This window comes from Protofrankia sp. CiP3, from assembly GCF_917627345.1.
Classification (GTDB): Bacteria; Actinomycetota; Actinomycetes; order Frankiales; family Frankiaceae; genus Protofrankia.
This window is the reverse complement of sequence record NZ_CAKJTM010000030.1, coordinates 17,174-41,319: the sequence shown is the minus strand read 5'-3', so window position 1 is coordinate 41,319 and position 24,146 is coordinate 17,174. Positions and strand designations below refer to the sequence as shown.

Genomic DNA, 24,146 nt, shown 5'->3' with positions numbered 1-24,146 from the left:
AACAGGCTCACAGGAAAGGCACAGCTTCGGCACAAAGAGCCGACAGCTCCCGGAGCGACTGTAGATCCATGCCCACCGTGACCTCCGCCCCGCAGGACACACCTGGTAGAGACGCACCTGGTAGAAACACCCCACGGCCGGCCGGCGAGCCCCTTCCAGCCGCCCGCCGGCCCGTCCTGGCGACCCATCCCGCGGCAGTGCTGGACGTGGTCATTCCCGTCTACAACGAGCAGGCCGACCTGGAGCCCTGCGTACGCCGCCTGCACACGCACCTGACCAGGACCTTCCCGTACCCCTTCCGGATCACGATCGCCGACAACGCCAGCACCGACGCGACCCTCGCCGTGGCGGAGACGCTCCAGGCCGCCATCGCCGAGGTCACTGTCATCCACCTTGACCAGAAAGGCCGCGGGCGCGCTCTGCACACGGTCTGGTCGGCCTCTGACGCTCCGGTGCTGGCCTACATGGACGTCGACCTGTCCACCGACCTCGCGGCGCTGCTGCCGCTGGTCGCCCCGCTGATCTCCGGGCACTCCGATCTCGCGATCGGGACCCGGCTGGCACGTAACTCGCGGGTCATCCGGGGCGCGAAGCGGGAAGTGATCTCCCGCTGCTACAACCTCATCCTGCGCGGCACGCTCGCCGCCCGTTTCTCCGACGCCCAGTGCGGGTTCAAAGCCATCCGCGCCGACGTCGCCGCGCGGCTGCTGCCGCTGATCGAGGACACCGGTTGGTTCTTCGACACGGAGCTGCTCGTCCTCGCCGAACGGTCCGGGCTGCGCATCCATGAGGTCCCGGTCGACTGGATCGACGATCCCGACAGCCGCGTTGACATCGCGGCCACCGCGCTGGCCGATCTCAAGGGCGTCGCCCGGCTCGGGCGTGCCCTCGCCAGCGGCGCGCTGCCCGTGCGTGACCTGCGCCGCCAGCTCGGCCGTGCGCCGTTGGAACCGGCTGTTCCCGGCGTGCCGGTCGGGTTGCCCAGACAGCTGGTGCGGTTCACCGGCGTGGGGCTGGCAAGCACCGCGGCCTACCTGGTGCTGTACGTGCTGCTGCGCGGCCTGGCGGGCGCCCAGGCCGCGAACCTGCTCGCGCTGGCGCTCACCGCGGTCGCGAACACCGCGGCGAACCGGCGGCTGACCTTCGGCGTACGAGGCCGCTCGGGAGCCGGTCGCCACCAGCTCGAGGGCCTCGTCGTCTTCGTTCTGGGACTCGGGCTCACCAGCGGGGCGCTGGCCGCTCTGGGCGCGCTGGCCAGCCATCCCGGCCGGCTGCTGGAACTGGGCATCCTGGTCGCCGCCAACCTCGCCGCGACGGTCATGCGCTTCCTGCTGCTGCGCGCCTGGGTCTTCCACCCGCACCGCCAGCGGCCGTGACCACGGCGGCGGCCAGCCGCGCCCGCCGCATCAACAGCGACATCACTGACACCGCTGACCACATCACAGACCACGTCCGGACTGGAGAAACGCCTGTGTCCACCTCGACCCTGCTCCCCACGAGCAGCCCGCCAGGAGCGCATCCGGGTGCCGAGCCCCATCGTGACACCGACGAGCGGCCGCCGGCCGGGATGCGCCGCAGGCTACGCGGACACCCGCTCGACCCGGGATGGGCCCGGCCCGCGCTCGTGGCTCTGCTCGCCGCGACCGCCGTCCTCTACCTGTGGAACCTCGGTGCGTCCGGTAACGCCAACGACTTCTACGCCGCCGCGGTCCAGGCCGGCGCGAAAAGCTGGAAGGCCTTCCTCTTCGGCTCCTTCGACTCGTCCAACTTCATCACCGTCGACAAACCGCCGGCCTCGCTGTGGGTGATGGAGCTGTCGGGCAGAATCTTCGGCTTCTCGTCCTGGAGCATGCTCGCCCCGCAGGCGCTCGAAGGTGTCGCCGCCGTCGGTCTCCTCTACGCGACCGTGCGCCGATGGTCCGGACCGGCCGCGGGCCTGCTTGCCGGCGCGGCGCTCGCCCTCACCCCGGCCGCGACACTGATGTTCCGTTTTGACAACCCGGACGCGCTGCTCGTCCTGCTCCTGATCACCGGCGCCTACGCCACGGTGCGGGCGATCGAGTCGGCCAGCACGAAATGGCTCGCGCTGGCCGGGGTCGCCATCGGCTTCGGCTTCCTCACCAAGATGGGCCAGGCGCTGCTCGTCGTCCCTGCCTTCGGGCTGGCCTATCTGATCGCCGCCCCGACCGGGCTGCGCCGGCGCGCCATCGACCTGCTCGCCTCGGTCTGCGCGCTGCTCGCCGCAGCCGGCTGGTGGGTCGCGATCGTGTCGCTGTGGCCGGCGTCCGCCCGTCCGTACATCGGCGGCTCGACGAACAACAGCGTGCTTGAGCTGGCATTCGGCTACAACGGGCTCGGTCGGCTGTTCGGCGGGGCTGGCAATGGCGGTGGCGGTGGCGGCCGTGCCGGCGCAGGTGGTGGCCCCGGCGGTGGTGGCTTCGGCGGCGGCGCCTTCGGTGGCGGCGCCTTCGGCGGTGGTGGCTTCGGCGGGAGCACCGGCATCACCCGCCTGTTCCGCTCGGAAACCGGCCTGGAGATCTCCTGGCTGCTCCCTGCGGCGCTGCTGAGCCTGCTCGCCGGCCTGTGGCTCACCCGCCGGGCGCCGCGTACCGACCGCACCCGGGCCGCGATCATCCTCTGGGGTGGCTGGCTGCTCGTGACGGCGATCGTGTTCAGCTACATGCGGGGCACCATGCACCCGTACTACACGATCGCGCTCGCCCCGGCTGTCGCCGCACTGGTCGCGATCACCGGACGGCTGCTCTGGACGCGGCGGGAGACCTGGTTCGCCCGGATCAGCGCGGCCATGATCGTGGCTGGCACCGCGGGTTGGAGCTACCACCTGCTTTCCCTCACCCCGGACTGGGCTCCATGGCTGCGCTACGCGGTGCTGGTCGTCGGTGCGGTGGCTACCGCCGGGCTGCTGGCCGGGCGAGGCGTCCTGCGCAGGGGCGCGATCGTGATCGCGACGGCGGCGTTGCTTACGGGGCTTGCCGGCACGGCCGGCTATGCCGCCAGCACCGCCTCACACGCGCGCTCCGGCCCGATCCCGACGGTTGGTCCGGGCAGTGCCAGCTCCGTGGGTGGTCCGGGTGGCGGTGGCGGTGGCACTGGCGCTCCCAGCGGGATGCCCCCCGGTGGCCGGGGATTCGCCAACGGAACCCCGCCGGGAGGCTTCGGGCCAGGCGCCACCAGCAACGGGCCGACAAACGGCGTAACGACGACCGGGCCGTCCGGCGGCGCGCCAGCCAGCCCAGCGGATGGCTTCGGTGGCTTCGGTGGCCAGAGCGCCAACACCGAGCTGGTGTCGCTGTTGGGGAAGACCACCAACACCTGGGCGGCCGCCACCGTCGGCTCCCAGAGTGCCGCTCCTCTTGAGCTCGCCAGCGGTAAGGCGGTCATGTCCATCGGCGGGTTCAACGGCAGCGACGCCACACCGACCCTCGCCGCCTTCCAGGCCTATGTCGCCGCCGGGCAGGTCCATTACTTCATCGCCGGCTCGACCAGCGGCGGGATGGGCGGCGGGATGGGCGGCCCGAACAGCAACGGCACCGGAAGCGACATCACCGCCTGGGTCAAAGCACACTTCACCTCGACGACGGTCGGCGGCCAGACCGTCTACGACCTGACCCGGCAGACCAGCTAGAAACACCGTGGGTGGAGATTGCAGGCCTCAGCTTCGGGGCTCGCAATCTCCTGCATTCGACCGGGTATTGGGGACGGGTTCAAACGCCCGCGCAGTCTCGTCCACGGTCGCAAGCCCCGCCACCCGTGACCCGTCCGCGAGCCGCTCGACGCGCTCGACCGCAAGGCCCTCGAGATCCAGCAGAAGCGTCGCGTCACTCGCATGACCTCGCCGTAGCTCACGTGACAATACGTGGCCCGACAGCAGGAAAAATGCGACCAGCCAACATTTATTACCACCATGATCGGCGCATGTTTGTTGTTAGGCACGCCGATCCGGGCGAAAACCGTACACAACAACAAACACGCGCCGATCATGGATCGCGCGCTGGTCACAGGCCGAAGTCGCAACGCCTGTCCGCTGCCCCAATATAGATCACCAGCAGCGCCGGATGGGGTCACGACTCGGAAAGTTCCTGCCGCGCGACAATCACGCAGGGGAGCAATCACCTGCGTTTCGTGTTTCAATCCGACTCGGAAAGTTCCTGCCCTGCGACGCTCTTCAGCCTCAGCTTGACAGGTGAACTGCGCGTTTCAATCCGACTCGGAAAGTTCCTGCCGTGCGACACCCGCACTATGCAGCAGGTGGCGAACTGGTCCGTCTGTTTCAATCCGACTCGGAAAGTTCCTGCTCTGCGACAGCGCTGTTCCCCTCGCCAACCGGTGAGGTTGCCCTGTTTCAATCCGACTCGGAAAGTTCCTGCCGTGCGACCATCGCAAGGCTGCACCGGCAAGATGACATTCAATGGGGTTTCAATCCGACTCGGAAAGTTCCTGCCGTGCGACAGTACCACCGATCCTGGGGGGCCTGACCTGCGCGTTTGCAAGATCCTTCCAGAACCTCCCAGCGAGGGCTGTGGATAAACTGATCCAAAATGATGATCGTTTACGTTTGCGCAGGTCACAGGGATATCGATCTTTGCCAGAACCTCCCCGGTTTGTCGGCGTGTCAGAGGTTCTGGATGTCGATCAAAGTTTAACCGCTTGACAGCCACACGCATCAGCCCCTCGGGGGCTCGCCAGGCATACATCGCCGTCACCGACCTTCTGCTCTCCGGCCGCGTCGAGCGCACCGCCGCGTGTATTTTCACGCGCGCGTGATGGATGTCGAGTGCGCGTGATCCCATCACGCGCGGCGCGTGTACACGCGGGACCGGCCCTCGCCGTCGGCGACGAGAGGACCGTCGCCTCCAGCGAGGCGGCGTAGCAGCCGGGACGCCTGATCGGGGGACAGCGAACACAGGTTGGCCGCCTCACCGCGGGTGATCTGGCCATGAACATCCACGTATTTGATCACCATCTGTTCCTGCTGCGCCTGGTCGAACCCGTGGACCCGCACGTAGGCGGCGGGTTCGCGAAGCTCGCGGTACACCGCCGCGGTGAGATGCCAGGTGCGTCCCTTCCCGCCGCCACGGGCTTCGACCAGGCCCCGGTCGACCATCCGCGCGAGTTGTCGGCGAGTCTCCGCCTCACCCACCTGCAGCACGGCGGCAACCTCCTCGGTACGAAGCCGGCCGTGGTGTAGCAACTCGGTGACGATCTGCAGGTCCGGCAACATCAGCGGCTGCCCCTGATGCTCCTGGCCGACGACGTAACGAATGAGCGAAAGATCTGCCTTGCCGCCTGGGAGCAGCACCGCGACAGAACTATCGGTAGACCGCGTGTAGTCCGGCGGGCTGTGACCGAAACGCAGCTGCTCAGCAAAAATCCGGTTGATCCCACGACCGGTCCGCTCGACGATTCCCGCCCGTTTGAAAGCGTCGGCGATCCGCGGGTTGCGGGGGCGCGGTGACGCGACGAGGAAGTTGTCAACAGTGATCCCAGCCGGGAAGCCCCCGGGATTCGTGATCTCCAACTGCTCGTCCTGCCACTGGACGTGGACCGCGCCTCGGGCGGTGTAGTCCCGGTGGATCAGTGCGTTGGCAAGCGCCTCGCGGTAGGCCGTCTCCGAGTAGGCGGGAACGCTGACCCGGAGGAGGCCGAACTGGATCTCCTGCTCGGAGTTGCGGGCCCGGAACCGTGTGAGGAGCTCCTCGGCCAAGCGGAACAACGGCCAGGCAAAGAAGTCGTTCACCTGGACCGCCAGGCCCCGCAATGCCTGGAAGGCCGCTTCGTGGGTCGGGCAGTAGCGACGGATCGCCTCCTCCCGACCGAACAGGAGCAGCGCACCCGCACAGACCGCGGTTGCGCCGCCTCGCTGCTCAAGCAGGCCGAGAGCACGTGCGATGTCCTGATCGTCCAGCTCGGCAAGCACCCGGTCGCCGTAGCCGGCGGATTCTCGGATCAGTCGACGGAACCGCTCGAATTCCAGCGGATCCAGGTCGTTCCAGCCCGCGTCGGGTACGGGAAGCACCGAGTAGTCCAGTGCTCCGCGGTCGATCTCGTGCGCGAGCATCTCATGCGCGTGGACCGGTACGCAGGTTGGCTTGCCGTCGCCTCCGATGGCCCGCCGCTGATACATCCCGCGGGTAGTACCGACGATGCGCGGGCTGTTCTCCACCTGGACGCACAGGACCTCCGTCCCCTCGACCTCGACCGTGGAGACGGAGGTCTGCACGGGTGGCTGCGTCGAATTCGCGATGAGTGCCTGAAGCCGCTGCGGCTCCGTCCGATCGCCGTGCCGAGGCCGTGCGCCGGTGATCACGCCGGAGTCCTCAACTCCGAGGAGCAGCACACCGCCACGGCCGTTGGCGAGACAGACCACCGCCTCGATCAGCTCACGGTCGCCCAGGGACTGGCGTTGTTCACTCTTGAACTCGACCGACAGCGTCTCGCCACCGTCGATCGCCGCACGGACCGCTGCCGCGTCGATCGGCGAGAAGGAGAGAAAGTGGCTGACCATCGAACCCCTCCTCTCTGGCTGCCGCTGGTCTGATCTTGCAGGCGTCAGATTACCTCTGCACCTCAGCCGCCGAACCGTCACGCCCTGGCAGGCCGGTCCGGTAGCAACGCCCAGACCACGAGGTGGGTGACGCGGCCATCCGACCGGGCTCGCGGCGTTTGGCACGCAGCGCAGCTGCGTATTCGGCCCAGTCAGCGGGCTTGCTCGGGTAAGAGCGCCCGGCAATAGGGGCGTGGATCAAGGAGCGGGGCTGAGGTGCGTACATCGCAAGGCGGCGGAGGGAGCCACCCTGGTATTGGGTGGTGACCGACGACAACACAGCGAGGTGCGTGCCCCAGCCCCGCGACGCCGCGTCCCTATTGCCGGTCGCTCTAAGTCAGGTCCAGGTACCGCAGCCACGCCCGCAGGCTGCGGAACATCACAGTTACTGCCAGCAGGAGCGAGCCGCGACGGTAGTCCCTAAGAGCGCCCGAGGATAGGGCTGTCCGGCTCGCGGCTCCCCGCGTCCCGCCCGGCCGCGTTGTCCTCAGTCGGCGCCCACCACCAGGGCGCCTTCCTCCTCCGCCTTGCCGGACCGGGCGCGGATGAGCCGCTCACTGATCGAACGCCCTATCCTCGGGCGCTCTAAGCCGGATCTACGCACCCATGCAGGGTAAGTCCTGGTCCATCACCGACGGGTGGAGTCCCAGCGACCGAATGTTACGACTTACTTGATCGTAGCTCGCGTGACAATACGTGGCCTGACAGCAGGAAAAATGCGGCCGGGCAGCATTAGCTGCCATCATGATCGGCGCATGTTTGTTGTTAGGCACGCCGATCCGGGCGAAAACCGTACACAACAACAAACACACGCCGATCATGGACTGCGCGCTGCTCACAGACCGAAGTCGCAACGCCCATCCACTGCCCAAATATAGATCACCAGCAGCGCCGGATGGGGTCACGACTCGGAAAGCTCCCGCCCTGCGACCACCTGGACGCCAGCGTGCTGCTGATGGCCGAGGTGTTTCAATCCGACTCGGAAAGTTCCTGCCGTGCGACATCACTCGGATTCATGCTGGTCACCGACCTGATGTTTCAATCCGACTCGGAAAGTTCCTGCCGTGCGACGCCAGCAGCGTGCGTTGAGCTGCCCGCGCGTTTGAGTTTCAATCCGACTCGGAAAGTTCCTGCCGTGCGACAGAATCGGAGAGTTGGTATGCCCCTTTCTATCGAGTTTCAATCCGACTCGGAAAGTTCCTGCCGTGCGACAGTACCACCGATCCTGGGGGGCCTGACCTGCGCGTTTGCAAGATCCTTCCAGAACCTCCCAGCGAGGGCTGTGGATAAACTGATCCAAAAGATCGATCGTTTACGTTTGCGCAGGTCACAGGGATATCGATCTTTGCCAGAACCTCCCCGGTTTGTCGGCGTGTCAGAGGTTCTGGATGTCGATCATGACATGACCGCTTGACAGCCACACGCATCGGCCCCTCGGAACCTCCCCAGACATATATCGCCGTCACCTCTCCATCATCCTCACCATCGTCCGTCGGATACGGACAAGCACAGCCCCCAGGGGAGACCGGCGATGACCACCCACCACGGCTACAGATCAACAAGCACGGCGTAGCCGTCCCCATCGGCCTGCCGAGCCGACCTGAACCGGCTCACGCACCCACGGCACCGCCCGGCGGGAGTCGGTGTGCCCCGCGGCGGTCAGCGCCGCGCGCACTGCCTCCGGTGTGACCACCACTGCCAGCGGCCCCACTCCCGCCCCCGTTTCCACCCCGTCACCCGGGCCGGCCAGCACCGCCTCCCGCAACGACCCCGACGCGGGCATGGCAGACTCACACACCGAAGCTCCTGCTTGGCTGAAGGCCCTGAGATCGGTGTCCGTCCGGTCGCTGCCCAGGTTCCGACCAGGGATGATGCCCAGTGACCGCGCCGACCGGTACATCATCTACCGAATCGAACATCAGTTCCACGAAGCGAGTGGGACCCGCGCACGCCGAACCCCCATACCTTGATCGTCGGACTATCGGAGACGGCTTTGCCCTCACGATTCGCCGATCCGTCGGTGTCCTGGTTGCCTGGGTGGGCTGGCAGTGACTTTCGAAGTAGTTTGAAACTATGTCTGCCGCGTTGGTGGTCGCGTTCTCCGATCTACTGAACAAGCCCAAGGACACCCTGGCCTCGATGGCCAGGTCCGGTGCGGTCGTGCTGCGGCTGCGCCGCCGCGACGCCGAGGACCTGGTCATGACCACCGCTTCCCGGCGCGAGCAGGAACACACCATCGTCTCCGCGGCCACCCGCCTGACCATGGTGCTGCTGCGCCAGGCCGACCAGCGGGGACGCGATCGGCTCCTGGAAGCCCTGCCCGAGGTGTTCACCTGGACACGGTTCCTACCGGAGGGTGACCAGCGGCTGTTCCTCACCGAGTTCGCCGACACCCTGCGCGCCGTCGAGGATCTGGACAACCTCGCCCCGGTCGCACATCTGATCGAGGAGTGGAAGCACACAGCCGAGATCCACGCCGACCCGGACCTCGCTGCGATCCTCGCCCAGGACGGTGACGACTACGGGAGCGTGCCCGAACCGGATGTGGTTGCGTGAGCCCGAAACGCGGTGACCGGGTCGCCCCGCCGCCTGGCCCCAACGAATGGGACGTGATCTTCGGAACCGGTGAGGCTGGCAAGGGCTGGGACGAGCTGTGTGCCCAGGCCGCCGCCAACACCCGCCACGCCTAGTGGTCGCCGCCGGAAGTTAACCGGGGTATGTCGGATGCCAGGCGGATGCGTCGCGAGGCGGAGGAGGCCCCGGTAGCGGCGTTCTACCGGGGCCGACGACAACGACGCGAGGCGCCGCCTGGCGCCGGCAGGCCCTGGATGAACTTCCGGCGGCGACCACTAGCAGCTGATGCGCACTGACCCGGCTCCGGCGGTCGCGACCAGCCGACACCATCGGCTCAGAGGCAGCTGTGCCACCGGCACCTACCGGGGTCGGCCGCTGCCGCAATGGCAGATAGAAGTCACCAGCGGCGGCCGGATCTGGTACCTCGTCGATACCGAACGGCGCCGGGTCATCGTCATGTACGCCAGTCCTCGCCATCCGAAAGCCACAGACTGACCGTGCCTGCATCGTAACTGGTTAGGTATCTCGATCGTTTCGTGTTGTCGCAGGTCAGGTCATTTGGGTGACCGCTGCTGTGGCTGCGGGGCGCTCGCGGTGGGTGACTGCCCTGTAAGTTGATCACGTGCCGCCCGCCGATCAGCCCGCGCCGGGAGAAGACCAGCCGCCCCGCCGACGGTCAGGGGCCGGGCGAACCGATCGCCGCCAAGCCGTGCAGTAGCCGCCGCGGCCCCTCCCACCCGGCATTGCCACGGCCAAGCTCGTCGCGGACCCGGGCCGAGATCATCGTATCGGAGCGTCGCTACGACCGTTTGACCCCGTCGTAGCTCGCGTGACAATACGTGGCCTGACAGCAGGAAAAATGCGGCCGGGCAGCATTAGTTGTCATCATGATCGGCGCATGTTTGTTGTTAGGCACGCCGATCCGGGCGAAAACCGTGCACAACGACAAACACGCGCCGATCATGGATTGCGCACTGGTCACGGACCGGAGTCGCAACGCCTGTCCACTGCCCCGATATAGATCATCGGCAGTGTCGGATGGGGTCGATAAACCCCTGCCCTGCGACAGTGCATCGCGGAGAGGGCGCTCACCATGCAGGGGTTTCAATCCGACTCGGAAAGTTCCTGCCGTGCGACTCTAGTCAACCACAAGGAGTTTGCGCCCGGTACCTGTTTCAATCCGACTCGGAAAGTTCCTGCCGTGCGACTAGACGAATATGCCTCGTTGGCGTACGAGGTAGGTAGTTTCAATCCGACTCGGAAAGTTCCTGCTCTGCGACAGTACCACCGATCCTGGGGGGCCTGACCTGCGCGTTTGCAAGATCCTTCCAGAACCTCCCAGCGGGGGCTGTGGATAAACTGATCCAAAAGGATGATCGTTTATGTTTGTGCAGGTCACACAGATATCGATCTTTGCCAGAACCTCCCCGGTTTGTCGGCGTGTCAGAGGTTCTAGATGTCGATCAAGGTTTAACCGCTTGACAGCCACACGCATCAGCCCCTCGGAGCCTCCCCAGACATATATCGCAGTCCCCCTCTCCTTGAGTTCAGCGAGCGCTACGCAGACCTGGTGTCGGACAGCACGACCGACGACAGCGCGAGAGGTTCCCCGACGCGAGGGCCGCCCGATACCGATCGCGCACGGCGAACGGCTTGTTCCGCAACAGGGCGACCACCGCGTTGGTGCCCAGAAGACAGGTCACTCGAAGATGTCCTCGCCCACGGGCGCCGCCGGCTGGTTCCTACCGTCCTCAAACAGTGGCACGCCGGCAAACCGGTCCAGCTCGGCGAACCACGCATCGACATCCGACGCGATCGGCTCCAGTAGCACGCCGCCTCCCACGTGTCGGACACGCACCCGGTCACCGGGCAGCCGAAATTCTTTCGGCAGCCGCACAGCCTGGCTCCTGCCATGCGTGAACAGCCTCGCGATCGCAGTCCCCGACACGGCACCCTCCCCGGATTCCTGGTAGCTACCAAGAGTAGACATCATCGGCGCTCGACGGCTCCGCACGGACAAGCTTGACCACCGCGGCGGAATCGAAATAGATCACCAGCGTTCGTGCTCGCGTGCCGCGGCCAGCTCCTGCGCGGTGTCAAGAGACGGATCACCCAACACGGGCGGCATCGGCAGCGGTTCGTCCGGCCCGATGGTGGGCGCGGTTGCCCGGCCCTGTGCAACGAGGCGTTCCAGCGCGGACAGCCGCTGGCCGGCCACGTGGTCCGGGTGGGTGCCGCGGAGAAGGGCTTCGAGCTCGGTTTCGGACAGCAGCGGCGGGCGGGCCACCTCACCTGAGCGGACGTACAGGAACGCCGCGTCCACCGCGTCCGGGCGCACCCCCCGCAACCGTGCCCAGGCCAGCCGGTACACCGCCAGCTGCACCGCGTCCGCGTGCTGCCGGCCCGTCTTCCAGTCCACCACCTCCCAACGTCCGCCCCCGAGGTCGTACACCGCGTCGATGCGGCCCCGGACCGCCCGGCCCGCGATCAGCAGCTCGAACGGCGTCTCCACCGCGAACGGGCGCCGCCGGCCATACGGGCTGGCCAGAAACGCCGCCCGCCACGCCATGATGTCGCCGTCCGCCGGCATCTCATCGGTTACCTCGTCCATTGCCTCGTCCGCGGCCCCCGGCAGATCCTCGGGATCAAGTAGCGGGACCTGCCCGAAGACGTCCTCCACCCAGGCGTGGAACGCCGTGCCCCGACGTGCCAGCGGTGCCGGGCGCCGCGGCATCGGGCGGGCGAGGTCATGGGCCAGCCCCGCCGGATCAGAGCGCAGCCGCACCACCTGGGAGGCGGTGAGCGCGTGCGGCAGCTCCACCGTGCGGGACGGCCGCCGAGCGCGGCGAGCCTCTTCCAACAGCAGCTCGACATCGCGGTCGAGTTCGGCCAGTGCCTGCCGTTCCGCCGGAGCCATCGCGGTAAGATCGTCGGCGGGCAACGGCCGCCCCGCGGCCAGGGCGGTCAGATGCGTGGTGACCCGCTCGGCGACGGCACGTCGGCGGGCAGCGGACGCGGGCTCGTACGGTAGCGGCCAGTCCAGCTCTTCCATACCGGTGAGCTGCGGGTTGGTCTCGTCCTCGGATGGTCTCGGCGCCCACGCCGCGACTGTGCCGTGACCGGCGCGCACATGATCGTACAGTTCACCGAGGAAGACCGACGGCCCACGCAGCCGACGTTGCGACGGCCCCCACCAGTGCCCGCTGCCGAACAGCACCGACTTGGCCCGGGTGAACGCGACATAGCCGAGGCGGCGTTCCTCCCGTTCCAGGTAGCCGTCACAGTCGGCGGCGAACTCGGCGAGGTCGGATTTTCCGTGGCCACGCAGCACAGGCAGCTCGTCGGCGTCCCCGCGCAACGGCGTGGGCAGCACCGACGGAGATGTGGTCCACTTCGACCGGACGGTAGTGATCGGAAAAACCGTGTGGCTGAGATTCGGCACAGCCACGACCTCCCACTCCAGCCCCTTGGACTTGTGGATGGTCATCAGTTGGACCGCATCCGCGCCGGAGGGGCTGGTCGCGTCCAGACCGCGCTCGTGTTCCCGCGCGGCTTGCAGGAACGCCAGAAACGCGCGGACCGAACCGTCGTTGTCCAGGCCGGTGAAGCCCGCCGCGACGTCGACGAACGCGGCGAGGTTGTCACGGCGGCGGGCTGTGACCGCCTCGGAGCTCGCCGCCAGTTCCACATCCAAGCCGGTGACCTCGATGATCCGGTGGATGACGTCCAGCAGTGGCTCGTCGATATGAGCGCGCAGGTGACGCAGGTCCGCGCCGAGCATCCGCAGCCGGGCCCGGCCCTGAGCCGACACCTGCGGACCCGGGTCGTCCAGTACGTCGGCGAGCGCGACCACATCGCAGGGGTCGATCCCGAGAACCGCCTCGTCAAGCGCATCCGGCCCCTGTCCGCCCATCGGCTGCTCGGATCCCGGCTGGTCGAGGAGGGCGGGGCGCCCCGCCCCGGCGCCGGCGGCCTCGCGCGCCGCACGCCCGAGCGCGGCGAGATCACGACGGCCCAGGCGGACCCGCGGGCCGGTGAGCAGCCGGGTCAGGGCCGCGTTGGCCGTCGGGTCGTCCAGTACCTCCAGCGTCGCGATGACATCGGCGACCTCCGGCAGGCTCAGCAGACCGCCAAGGCCCACGACCTCCACGGGCAGCTCCCACGCAAGCAGCGCCGCATACAGCGCGGGGACGTCACGGCGCGCCCGCACGAGTACCGCACACTCCCCGGGCCTGGCCCGCCCGGTGGTGACAACCTCCCGAAGCGTCGCCGCGACCCAGCGAACCTCCTGCGACCAGGTTGGATGCAGTGCCACCACCGTTTCACCGTGATCGGCGACATCGTCCCTCGGGCGCAGCCGCGCGACGCGGTGGCGGGCCCGCAGACCAGCCGCCACCGCGTTGGCCAGGCTCAGCAACCGCCCGCCGCTGCGCTGGTTGACCGACAGCTCGTACACCCGCGCCGGCCCGCCGTCACGGCGCGGGAAATGCGCCGGAAAGCCGTCGAGGTTCGCGACGGACGCGCCACGCCAGCCGTAGATCGCCTGACACGGGTCACCGACGGCGGTCACCGGATGACCACCGCCGAACAGGCCGGCGAGCATCCGCCGCTGCGCCACGGACGTATCCTGGTACTCGTCCAGCAGCACGACCCCGGCCCGGGAACGCTCCAGCGCACCGACCTCCGGCACCGTGTCGGCCAGCCGGACCGCGTGGCGGACCAGATCACCGAAGTCGATGGCGTCACGCTCGCGTTTGGCCGCGCGGAACTCCGCGACCATCGCGCTGAGCTCCTGACGGGACCGGGCGATCAGGGCCATCCGGTCGAGCGCGTCGACATGGCCCTTGGTGCGCGGCCGTTCCCGTTCGGCGGCGAGCACCGTCTCGATCTCGGCCAGCCAGTCACGGTCGAAACCGACCAGTTCCGCCGGTTCGACAAGGTGCTCGCCGCATTCCGCGTCAAGCGCGATGAGGTCGCCCACGAGCATCGACAGCGGTCTGCTCAGCGCCGTGACCGGTCCGCGGTGGCGACGCAGTACCCGCCCGGCGAGCTGGTAGCGGGTGGCATCGGCAAGCAGCGTGAAACCGGGCTCCAGGCCGAGCCGCAGCGCGTGGTCTGTGACCAGCCGCTTCGCGAACGCATGGTAGGTGGACACGACCGGTTCACCCGCGCCGGCCTCGCCCTCGGTACCCGTGACACCCGATTTTTCCAGGCCACGGCGGATCCGGTCAGTAAGCTCACCCGCGGCCTTGGTCGTGAAGGTGAGCCCGAGCACACCGTCGGGCGCCACCTGGCCGGTCGCGACCAGCCACACGACCCGGGCAGCCATCACCGAGGTCTTGCCCGAGCCAGCGCCGGCAACGATCACCCCGGGCTCCAGCGGAGCGGTCGCAGCGGCGATCTGTTCGTCGGTGAACGGCACGCCGAGTAGATCACGGAGGTCTGTCGGTGCCGGTGCCGGCGCCGGCCCTGTCGGCAGGGCCGTGGCGGCGGCCACGGTCATGTGATCACCTGCTGTCCCTCGTCCTGGGCCGGGCAGCAACGCCGGAACGCGCATGTCGGGCAGGCTGTGCCGGGACGCGGTGGGAAACGCTCCGCGTCGATGTGCTCGACAGCGTCTGACAGCAGCTCCTCCACCCAGGTGGGACCGTCGACCGGCAGCGCATCCTGGCGTTGGACCTTCGGCGCCCGAGCCGGCGCCCGAGCCGGCGGACGCCCGGCGGCATCCCCGGCCGGACCTGCTGGCGCCGGGGGCCGCGCGGGCGCCGAGGGCGCGTCAAGGCGTAGGTGCACCAGTTCGGCTCCGCCGGGCTCGGCTCGGGCCCCATCGGCTGTCGACGCCACCGCCCCATCACGCACAGCAACCTGATAGATGCCGAGCTGCGGATGACGCGCCACGTCCGAACTGGACGGAGCCGTCCGGCCCGTCTTGAAGTCGACGACATGTACCCGGCCGTCGTCGTCGAGCTCGACACGGTCGATGAAGCCACGTAGTTTCACCGTTCGGCCGCCCACGACGATGTCGCAGCTGAACGGGACCTCGCTCGCCACCAGCCGCCGGTTGCGGGTGGCCGTGTGCCACCTCAGGAACCGGGCCAGCGCCTGGCGTGCCGCCGCGCGCTGCTGCTCGGAGCGCCACGGCGCCTCGTAGGCGAGATGCCGCCACACCCGGTCCAGGCGGGCGTCGAGCGCGTCGAGATCGGGAGCGGTCCGCCCGGTCGCAACCTCGTCCGCGAGCGCATGCACAACCTTGCCGAAGCCCATGTCGGAGTTGCTCGCGGCCTGCGCATGTGCCTCGTGCTCAAGGAACCAGCGCATCGGGCAGGTCGACAAACCAGACAGCGACGACCCCGACAACCGGATGGGGGCGCCCACCGCGACCACCGGTACCTCACCAGCGGTCACCTCGGCCAGCCCCCACCAGCGGCCCGGACGGGCGGACGCCACCAGCGGGCGGCCCGCGTCATCAACCGCGGACGCGAGCCGCGCGAGCCGGGCCGCAGCGGCCTCCCGCATCGCCGGTGTGGAGGCCGGGTCGACGGCGGCCCGGCGCAGCGCCGCAACCGCCGACGACAGTGTCAGGGGACGCGCCAGCCGGGAACGCTGCGTGGTCACCGACACTCCGAGCGGCTCCGCGTCGCACAGTTCGCGGAAGAACCGGCTCGGGCTCACACCTTGATCATCAGCGGCGTCGACAGCTGTGACGACGAGCCGGCGCCGTGCCCGGGTCAGCGCGACATAGAACAGCCGGCGTTCGTCCGCGAGAAGTTCGGCGCGGGTCGCGGGCTCCCGCATCCCGCCGAGCTCGGGACGGTCCAGCCGTTCGGACTCCAGCAGTGAGTGGCGGGTCCGCAGGTCCGGCCACTGCCCGTCCTGGACACCGCAGACGACCACGACGTCCCATTCCAGGCCCTTGCTGCGATGGGCGGTCAGCAACCGGACGACCCCCCCGCGCGCCGGACGTTCGGCAAGGGTGTCGCCGGTGACCTGCTGCTGTTCCAGCTCGTCCAGGAGTGGGCCGATGCTGGTACCGGGACCGCGCCGCGCGCTGGACCGGCCGATGGTCGCGAACAGCGCGACCACGGCATCCAGATCACGGTCTGCCGCCCGGCCGGCCGCCCCGCCCGCGGCGGACGCCCGTTCCAACCGGGCGGGCCAGTCGGTGCCCGACCACAGCAGCCACGCGACGTCCTCGGGCGCGCCGCCGCGCTTGAGCAGCGCGCGAGCGGATCGCAGCAGCTCACCGAGGCGACGAGCCGGACCCGCGACGTGGTCGGGGACCATCGGCAGGGCGCGGTCGGGGTCGGCGACCGCCAACCGGATCAGTTCCGCCGACGGCGCCGGCACGGCTGGGGCGACCGCCCCCGGGACGCTCGCGGCACGGTCGATCGCGCGCAACGCCCGGCCCAGCGCCCGCAGCGTGGTCGGGTCGGCACCGCCCAACGGGCCTGTCAACAAGATCCGGACCGTCTCGGCGGTCAGCTCGCGGCCGGGGTTGTCGACGCAGCGCAGCGCCAACAGCAGCGGCGCGACCGCACCGTCACGGGCGAGCGGCAGCTCGTCGCCGCTCACCTCGACCGGCACGCCCGCCGCGGTGAGCATCCGCCGCAGCGGTGGGACGGACCGGGCCGCGCTCCGCACCAGTACCGCCATGCGGTCCCACGGTGTGCCGTTCTCCAGATGCTCCCGGCGCAGCAGGTCGGCGACGCCTTCGGCCTGGGCGCCCTCGGAGGTGTACAGCCGGGCCTCGACGCGTTCTGTGCCGGGCTTGTCGGGGCCGCCCGCCGCGATCAGATCCCGATGCGCGCGCAGATGTTCGGCGGGCAGGCCTGTCGCGGGGATGCGCTCCGCCACCCGCCGGCTGACAGCGAGCGTCACCGGCCCCAGCCGGCGGCAGCGCCGCAACGCCACCACTTCGGCGGGACGCCCGTCGGCATGGGGGAACCGGGCCGGGAACTCCAGCAGCCCACGCACCTCCGCCCCGCGGAAACCATAGATCGACTGGTCCGGGTCGCCAACGGCGACGAGGTTCGCGCCGCCACCGGCGACGGCCCGCAGCAGCCGCTCCTGTGCGGGGTCGGTGTCCTGGTACTCGTCGACGAAGACAGCGCGGTAACGATGGCGCAGGCCAACGCCGACATCGTCGTCTTCGGCGACGGCTGCCGCCCGTTGCACCAGTTCGGAGTAATCAATCATTCCTTCAAGATCAAGAGCGTCAAGGTAGTCAGCGTAGAAGGTCGCCATCGCGGCCCAGTCGTCCCGGCCGGTCCGCCGCGCGAGCGCCGCGAGCGCATCCGGACTCAGCCCCGTCTCCCTGGCCCGGGCAAGCATGGCCCGCACCTCCTCGGCGAAGCCCCGGGACGTGAGGCAGCCCGCGAGCGCGGCCGGCCAGCGCGGCCGGCCCACCTCCACCGTCCCGGCAAGGAGATCGCGAAGCTTCGTGTCCTGCTCAGGGCCGGACAGCAGCCTCGGCGGGGTACCAGCGAGATCCGCCGGCCGGCCCAGCCGCAGGACGGCGTAGCACCAGGCGTGGAAGGTCCAGGCCAGTGGGGCGCCGACAGCTGCGCGCAGCCGCCGGGTGATGCGTTCGCGCAGCTCCTGGGCGGCCCGCCGGCTGAAGGTCAGTACCAGGATGCGCTGCGGGTCAAGGCCGTCCTCCACCCGCCGGGCCACCGCCTCGACGATCGTGGTCGTCTTGCCCGTACCCGGCCCGGCCAGCACGAGCAGCGGGCCACCGGTGTGGGCGACGACGCGGGCCTGATCGGTGTCGAGGACCGGCGGGCGCGACGGCGGCGGCGGGGTCCGCACGAGCCGGTAGACCGGCGGACCCGCCATGGTCGGGACCGCATGCGCCTGCTGCCGGGGAACCCCGGCGGCGTCCGGTTGGGCTGTCACGCGCACAGCACACCACGCGCCACCGACAGAACCGGACGATTCCCGCCGGGGTCCGGGGTGGTGCCGGGGCCGGGTGCTGTTAGAGCGTGTTTGAGATCGGGCTTTCGATCAGTGAGCCGCGTCCAGGCGCCCCCTGGCAAGACGGAAGGCCGAAGCGATACCGGATGAGTTGTATCGGTTTGGCCGACAACGCGGCCAGGGGGCGCCTGGACGCGGCGAGCCGGAATGACGATCTCAAACGCGCTCTTAGCCAGCTGTCCGGCCGTCCCAGCGGGCCACGGCCAGATCCACCCGCCCCCCGCCGGGGAGCAGCGCCGTGCCCTCAGCGGCCAACCGTCGCAGCGCCTCGCCCGGGGCGTTCGGATTCGGCTCACCGGTGGACCGCAGCACCCGGTGCCAGGGGATGTCGTCGTCATGCCCGTGCCGGGAGAGCACCGCGCCGACCGTCCGGCCCGTTCCCGCACCCACGTACTCGGCGACATCGCCGTAGGTCATCACCTTGCCGCGGGGGATGCGGGTGACCGCGGCAAGGACGGTCATCGCATACGGGCTCGGCCGGCCACCAACGTTGATCCGGGTGGCGAGGCCCGCGGACACGCTGAGCGGCGGCTGGTGTCGCCGCCCTTCCCCGATCATCACCCTGCCTCCAGGCTCCGTCCATCCCAGGGGACTGCCGCCCGGATCCCGCGGGCCTGTCCCCGGCTTCAGATTGACAGAGGTAGGGGCCGGTCCGCTCACGGCGGTCAACCGGACCGCGGCGACGGCACTCCGGCTGGCAGGTAGCAGACAGCACAGGTCGAGTCACACCGGAACTCGCCGGAGCCGCCCAGGCCAGCCCGTTGCGTCCCTACGCCTGGCCACCGCGGCGGACAACGCCAGACCCGCGTGGCCGTCCGCGGGAGTGCCACTATCGTCGTGTTCCGCAGCGAACAATCCCCGTCTGCCACAGTCTGCCTGCCACAGTCTGCCCGTCATAGCCTGTCCGCCCGCGGCAGGCGGCGCCCGGCGTGCTCGGCGGCGCCCGCGGCGGCCCGCGTTGTTCCACCATCCGCATGACCAGCACATCCCTGGGGGGGAATGCATGAGCGAAACCGGAGTCGACCCGGCCGCGCACTGGGTCGGCCCAACCACGCGGCCGGACACCTACGTGCTGAAGGAGACGATCGGACGGGGCAGCGAGGGCGAAGTGTGGCGGGCGGAGCTGCCCCTGTCGACCGAAGGGCGCGCCACCGTCGCGGTCAAGACCATGTTCCGGCCGCCGAGCGATGAGGCCTGGGAGAAGCAAAGCCGGCTGCTGACCACCCTCAGCCACCCCGGCCTGGTCCGCGTCACGAGCATGTTCATCGGGCCGTCCTGGCATCTTGCCGGTGCGGCCAGCCCGAACACCCGCGTGGGCTACGTCGTCATGGACTTCGTCGAGGGCATGACGCTGCGCGAGTGGTGGGACGAGAACCCCGACGCCCGGGTCAGCGAGCGGATCCGCAAACTGCGTACCGTCGCCGCAGCGCTCGACCACATGCACTCCGGCGGCCAGACCGTGCAGGGAGTGGCACACGGCGACGTGAAGCCGTCGAACATCGTGGTCCGCGGTGACGGCGTCGCCGTCCTGGTCGACCTGGGCCTGGCCCGGCTCACCGACGGGACCGGGATCGCCGGCCGCACCGCGCCCTATGCCGCGCCCGAGCTGCGGGTGGTTGACCCGATCCCGACGCCGGAGGCGGACAGGTTCGCCTTCGTGGTGACCATGGCCGAGGTCCTGCTCGGCCACCTGGTGCCCCGGGTCGAGGGAGTGGGCTGGGTCGACGTGGCCGCGCTCGAGGAGGCACTGAACCGCAGCCCGCGTACCGCGACCCGGCCGGCGCTGGTCACACACATCCTGGACGCGCTGGCCGCCGACCCGCCCGCGGAGCGCTGCCGGCCCACCGCCGTCGGGCTCACGGCGGCGGGGAGCGCGACGGCGGCCCGCTCCGACTGGCTCTCCGCCTGGCTCGACTCCGCGACGGAGACGCTGTCGCACGTCACCAGCACAGCCGGTGGCCTCGCGACACCGCTTCCCCCGCCCGCGCTGGCCACGGGCGCTTCGGCGGACGCGACCGCGCTCTCGTCGCCGCGCGGCGTCCCGGCCGGCGGCTGGACGGCGCCCGCGCGGACTGGGACGGGCCCAGGTACCCCGGCGTCGGCGCTTACCGCCGCCGCGAACCAGCCCCCGTCCCATCCTGGAGCCACCCCGCCGCCCGGCGGCGGCCCGGTGCCATCACCGAGCCGCAAGCGGTGGCCGTTCGCCGCGGCGGCGGCCGCGATCGTCGTCATCCTCGCGATCGTCGTGCCGCAGCTGCTCAGCGGCGGCAGCCCCGGCCCCAACACCCCGGTCGCCCAGGAATCGAACAGCGCCTTTCCCAGGACGACCGGCCCGGCAACGACTGACCAGGCGACAGCCGGCCCGGCGACGACCGCCTCGCCCACAACCGGTCCCGGGACAACCGAGCCGGCTCCCCCGGGAACAACCAGCCCGGCCACACCGTACGCACCACAGGCCGCCGGGACGACCAACCTCTCCTCGATCAAGCCGGTCGGCACCGTGGCCGTCGTCGTGAGTACCGGGCCGGAGCAGATCGGGACAACCACCTACCCGTTCAGTGTCCGTCTTACCTGCAGCGGTTCTTTCAATCCCAGCGTCACCTACAACGTTGCGGGGTATGCGTTCCTGGACACTGTGATCGGTGTTCCCAATGACGCCACCAATGCGGCGGGTAACACCACGGCCCTCACGTTCGTCAAGGACGGCTCGACCCAGCTGGGTTCACCGATCAACATCGCTCTCGGGCAGCCACAGCGGGTTCACCTGGACCTCCAGAGCGCCCAGCAACTGGTAGTCAAGTGCAGCCCCACTGTCAACGCCACCCACCAGGTGACCAACATGGATATCGCTATGGGTAACGCGACCATCGGCCCTGGAACCTCGGTCGCGGACGGCACCAAGTCCCCCTGACGACCGGCCTGGACAGGGCGGGCCGGTTACCCACCGGCCCGCCTCACCCGCCGACCGCGCGGTGCGCGCAGGGCTGGGAGCCGACATGCGCCGGGCGGCGGACAGTCGCGGCCGGCTCCCACGTGTCGACAGCACCAATGCCATCTACGCGGCAACTATCTGTCACCATCTGGATCCTGGTGGCGTCGGCGGTCAGTACACCGGCAGTGACTTGTCGACCTGGGTCGCCCAGGCGGTCACACCGCCCTGGACGTGCACCGCCGAGGAGAAACCCGCGGCCTTCAGCGTCGCCAAGGCCTCCGCCGACCGCACGCCGCTCTTGCAGTAAAGGACGATCCTGCGGTCCTGCGGCAGCTCGGAAAGGTGCGCGGGCAGCTCGCCCTTGGGGATGAGGCGCGCCCCAGGGATGCGGACGATCTCCCACTCGGCCGGCTCCCGGACGTCGACCAGCTCGATCGGCTCGCCGCGGTCAAGCCAGTCCTTCAGCTCGGCGGCGAGGATCGTCGAGCCGGCCACCGCCTGCTGGGCCTCGTCCGAAACGGCCCCGCAGAAGGCCTCGTAGTCGATCAGTTCGGTGATGCTCGGGTTCTTGCCGCACAGCTCGCACTCGGGATCCTTGCGCACCTTGATCAAACGGTAGCTCATCTCGAGCGCGTCGTAGACCATGAGGCGACCGACCAGCGGGTCACCGATCCCCGTCAGCACCTTGATCGCCTCGGTCGCCTGGATCGACCCGATCGACGCGCACAGCACACCGAGGACACCGCCCTCCGCGCAGGACGGCACCATGCCCGGCGGCGGCGCCTGAGGGTACAGGCAGCGGTAGCACGGGCCGTGCTCGGCCCAGAAGACACTCGCCTGGCCGTCGAACCGGTAGATCGACCCCCAGACATACGGCTTGCCGAGCAGCACACAGGCGTCGTTGACCAGATAGCGGGTGGCGAAGTTGTCCGTACCGTCCACGATCAGGTCGTACCGGCTGAAAATCTCCATCACATTGGTGGTGTCCAGCCTGGTCTCGTGCAGGACGACGTCCACGTAGGGGTTGATCTCGCGGACGCTGTCACGGGCCGACAGCGCCTTGGAGCGTCCCACGTCCGACTGCCCATGGATGATCTGACGTTGCAGGTTGGACTCGTCCACCGTGTCGAACTCGGCGATGCCGAGCGTCCCCACCCCGGCGGCGGCCAGGTACATCAGGGTCGGCGAGCCCAGCCCGCCGGCACCGACGGCCAGCACCTTCGCGTTCTTCAGCCGCTTCTGGCCGGCCATCGCGACGTCCGGAATGATCAGATGCCGGGAGTACCGGCGGACCTCATCGATGCTCAGGTCGGTCGCGGGCTCGACCAGGGGCGGCAGGGACACGATCTCTCCTCGCGGTCGCAGCGCTGAATCCATATATCCGACAACCTCGTCGGCACCATCGTCGCAGGCTACGAACGCCCTCGTACAAGATCGCCTGATTGGGCCGCGCCGCGCGCCCGGTCGACGGGATCGCCAGCCAGCACAGCGCACGGGCGGGCACGGCTGTTCCCGGCCGGCGGTCGGAAGCGGGTGTGGAGGCGGACAACAGGTTCCGTGCGCGGCCCGCGCCCGCGGCGGGTGCTCAGAGCGCCCGAGGATAGGGCGTTCGATCAGTGAGCGGCTCATCCGCGCCCGGTCCGGCAAGGCGGAGGAGGAAGGCGCCCTGGTGGTGGGCGCCGACTGAGGACAACGCGGCCGGGCGGGACGCGGGGAGCCGCGAGCCGGACAGTCCTATCCTCGGGCGCTCTTAGGCGCTGCGGCGGCGACTTGCCGAACCCGTGGACCTCGCCGTGGCCCCCACCTTCTTCGCGCGCGTGCCGCGGCCGCCCGTGGCTTTCGGCTGGGTTTCCGCGTCCCCGCCGGCAGCGCCGTTCCCGCCGGCAGCGCCGTCCCCGCCAGAGCCCGCGCCGTTCGCCATCGGACCTGTGTCCGGGGTGGTGCCGCCCACGCCCGCGCCGGGCTCGGTGCCGGCGCCCGACCGCGCGCCGGCCCGGTTCCCCCGTGCCGCCTCCACGCTGGCCGTGAGCACGCTCACCAGATCACCCGCGGCGCTGACCGGCTGCCCCTCACCCGGCGGGGTCACCATCTCGTTCCCGGACACCTTCGCCTCGATGACGGCCTGCAACGCCGCCCGGTACCCGTCGGTGTACGGGGTCGGGTCGAAGTCCGCGGACAGCGTGTCGATCAGCGCCTGCGCCATGACCAGTTCTTGCGGCCGAAGATCAATATGATCAATCAGGAACGGGAACTCCGGGGCACGCACCTCGTCCGGCCAAATCATCGTGGACAGGACGAACACCCCGTCGCGAACCCGCATGGTCGCCAGTTGCTCGCGCTGGCGAAGAGCGACCTTGACGAGCGCGATCCGCCCCGACTCCTCGAGCGCGTCCCGCAGGACCACGTACGGCCTGATCCCGGTCCGGTCGGGCTCGACGTAGTAGCTCCTGGCGAAATAGATCGGGTCGACCTGCCCCGGCGGGACGAACTCCAGCACGTCGATCGTGCGGGAGGTCGACAGCGGCAGGTTCGCGAAGTCCTCATCGGTGAGCACGACGGTCTCCCCGGACGGCAGCTCGTACCCCTTGGCGATCTCAGAGTACGGAACTTCAGCCCCGTCCGCCGCGGCCACCCGCTTGTAGCGGATGCGGGACCCGTCGTCGCGTCTCACCTGATGGAACGACACATCCCGCTCTTCGGTGGCCGAGTAGAGCCTGACCGGAATCGAGACAAGACCGAAGGAGATCGCGCCTTTCCAGATCGATCGCACGCCCGCCCCTTACCGTGAGTATTAATATCTTCACGGAACGTTCCAATTTGCATGGTCCCCGAATCGCCGATTTCCCTAAAAATCACGATTCATGCCCAACAAAAACACCCGCATCACAATGCTCTCCCACTCCGACGAAGTATGGAAGGCGTATGGGTACAAGAGATGGACCCATGGCAGGCATCCGGGCACCGGGCCCGGCCCGATCGGATGGCAGCCAGCCGGCGAAGGGCTCATCGGGCGCGGGCCGACCGGACCGCATACCTACAAAAGTGAACCGACCCGCCAGCACCGCCGCCCATCAGGACAAAATGCCGCACCCGATGGCCAGG

The 24,146-nt window shown here is 69.2% G+C and carries 13 protein-coding genes, 1 pseudogene and 2 CRISPR repeat arrays; of the genes and pseudogenes, 6 read left to right on the top strand and 8 right to left on the bottom strand.

Translation table 11 applies throughout. The features are described from left to right. The first annotated feature begins 68 nt into the window (after positions 1 to 68). Together MJ797_RS12965 and MJ797_RS12960 are read left to right on the top strand one after the other, a co-directional pair. Positions 69 to 1,376, top strand: a complete 1,308-nt coding sequence (locus MJ797_RS12965; protein ID WP_239334591.1) for a glycosyltransferase — start codon at positions 69 to 71, stop codon at positions 1,374 to 1,376. Next, positions 1,373 to 3,646 (top strand): glycosyltransferase family 39 protein, encoded by a 2,274-nt coding sequence (locus MJ797_RS12960; protein ID WP_239334590.1) that lies wholly within the window; start codon positions 1,373 to 1,375, stop codon positions 3,644 to 3,646. The genes MJ797_RS12965 and MJ797_RS12960 overlap by 4 nt, the downstream gene beginning before the upstream one ends. A gap of 430 nt (positions 3,647 to 4,076) precedes the next feature. Beyond that, positions 4,077 to 4,470: direct repeats of the CRISPR family, unit length 29 nt; unit sequence GTTTCAATCCGACTCGGAAAGTTCCTGCC. 340 nt (positions 4,471 to 4,810) lie between these two features. On the opposite strand, the gene MJ797_RS12955 is transcribed toward MJ797_RS12960, so the two are convergent. Both MJ797_RS12955 and MJ797_RS12950 read right to left on the bottom strand, forming a co-directional pair. After that, a complete protein-coding gene (locus tag MJ797_RS12955; protein WP_239334589.1) occupies positions 4,811 to 6,526 on the bottom strand; it encodes an ATP-binding protein in 1,716 nt (571 codons plus the stop codon). Positions 6,527 to 7,460: 934 nt separating this feature from the next. Beyond that, positions 7,461 to 7,778: a CRISPR direct-repeat array (repeat unit 36 nt; unit sequence GTTTCAATCCGACTCGGAAAGTTCCTGCCGTGCGAC). A gap of 342 nt (positions 7,779 to 8,120) precedes the next feature. Further along, on the bottom strand, positions 8,121 to 8,363 hold the full coding sequence (locus tag MJ797_RS12950; protein ID WP_239334588.1) for a hypothetical protein: 243 nt from the start codon (positions 8,361 to 8,363) through the stop codon (positions 8,121 to 8,123). 275 nt (positions 8,364 to 8,638) lie between these two features. Between MJ797_RS12950 and MJ797_RS12945 the strand changes: the two genes are divergently transcribed. Both MJ797_RS12945 and MJ797_RS12940 read left to right on the top strand, forming a co-directional pair. After that, on the top strand, positions 8,639 to 9,121 hold the full coding sequence (locus MJ797_RS12945) for a hypothetical protein (RefSeq protein WP_239334587.1): 483 nt from the start codon (positions 8,639 to 8,641) through the stop codon (positions 9,119 to 9,121). Continuing rightward, entirely contained in the window at positions 9,118 to 9,255 is a 138-nt protein-coding gene (locus MJ797_RS12940; RefSeq protein ID WP_239334586.1) for a hypothetical protein, read from the top strand. Before MJ797_RS12945 ends, MJ797_RS12940 begins: the two co-directional genes overlap by 4 nt. A 1,583-nt stretch (positions 9,256 to 10,838) precedes the next feature. On the opposite strand, the gene MJ797_RS12935 is transcribed toward MJ797_RS12940, so the two are convergent. The 4 genes from MJ797_RS12935 to MJ797_RS12920 form a co-directional block, all read right to left on the bottom strand. After that, entirely contained in the window at positions 10,839 to 11,132 is a 294-nt protein-coding gene (locus MJ797_RS12935; protein WP_239309575.1) for an antitoxin, read from the bottom strand. Positions 11,133 to 11,189: 57 nt separating this feature from the next. Beyond that, positions 11,190 to 14,642, bottom strand: coding sequence for an ATP-dependent DNA helicase (locus MJ797_RS12930; protein ID WP_239334585.1), 3,453 nt, complete (start codon positions 14,640 to 14,642; stop codon positions 11,190 to 11,192). Next, entirely contained in the window at positions 14,639 to 17,974 is a 3,336-nt protein-coding gene (locus MJ797_RS12925; protein ID WP_239334600.1) for an ATP-dependent DNA helicase, read from the bottom strand. Before MJ797_RS12925 ends, MJ797_RS12930 begins: the two co-directional genes overlap by 4 nt. Before the next feature lie 306 nt (positions 17,975 to 18,280). Then, entirely contained in the window at positions 18,281 to 18,670 is a 390-nt protein-coding gene (locus tag MJ797_RS12920; RefSeq protein WP_239309570.1) for an MGMT family protein, read from the bottom strand. A 445-nt stretch (positions 18,671 to 19,115) separates the two neighbouring features. On the opposite strand from MJ797_RS12920, the gene MJ797_RS12915 reads away from it, so the two are divergent. Continuing rightward, positions 19,116 to 21,023, top strand: a complete 1,908-nt coding sequence (locus tag MJ797_RS12915; protein ID WP_239334584.1) for a protein kinase — start codon at positions 19,116 to 19,118, stop codon at positions 21,021 to 21,023. 192 nt (positions 21,024 to 21,215) lie between these two features. Here the strand turns inward: MJ797_RS12915 and moeZ are convergent, their stop codons facing one another. Further along, entirely contained in the window at positions 21,216 to 22,388 is a 1,173-nt protein-coding gene (gene moeZ, locus MJ797_RS12910; RefSeq protein ID WP_239334583.1) for an adenylyltransferase/sulfurtransferase MoeZ, read from the bottom strand. Between the two features lie 406 nt (positions 22,389 to 22,794). Beyond that, on the bottom strand, positions 22,795 to 23,814 hold the full coding sequence (locus tag MJ797_RS12905) for a Ku protein (protein ID WP_239334582.1): 1,020 nt from the start codon (positions 23,812 to 23,814) through the stop codon (positions 22,795 to 22,797). A gap of 91 nt (positions 23,815 to 23,905) precedes the next feature. Here MJ797_RS12905 and MJ797_RS12900 point away from each other — a divergent pair. Continuing rightward, positions 23,906 to 24,146, top strand: a pseudogene (locus MJ797_RS12900) (hypothetical protein); the annotation flags it as partial.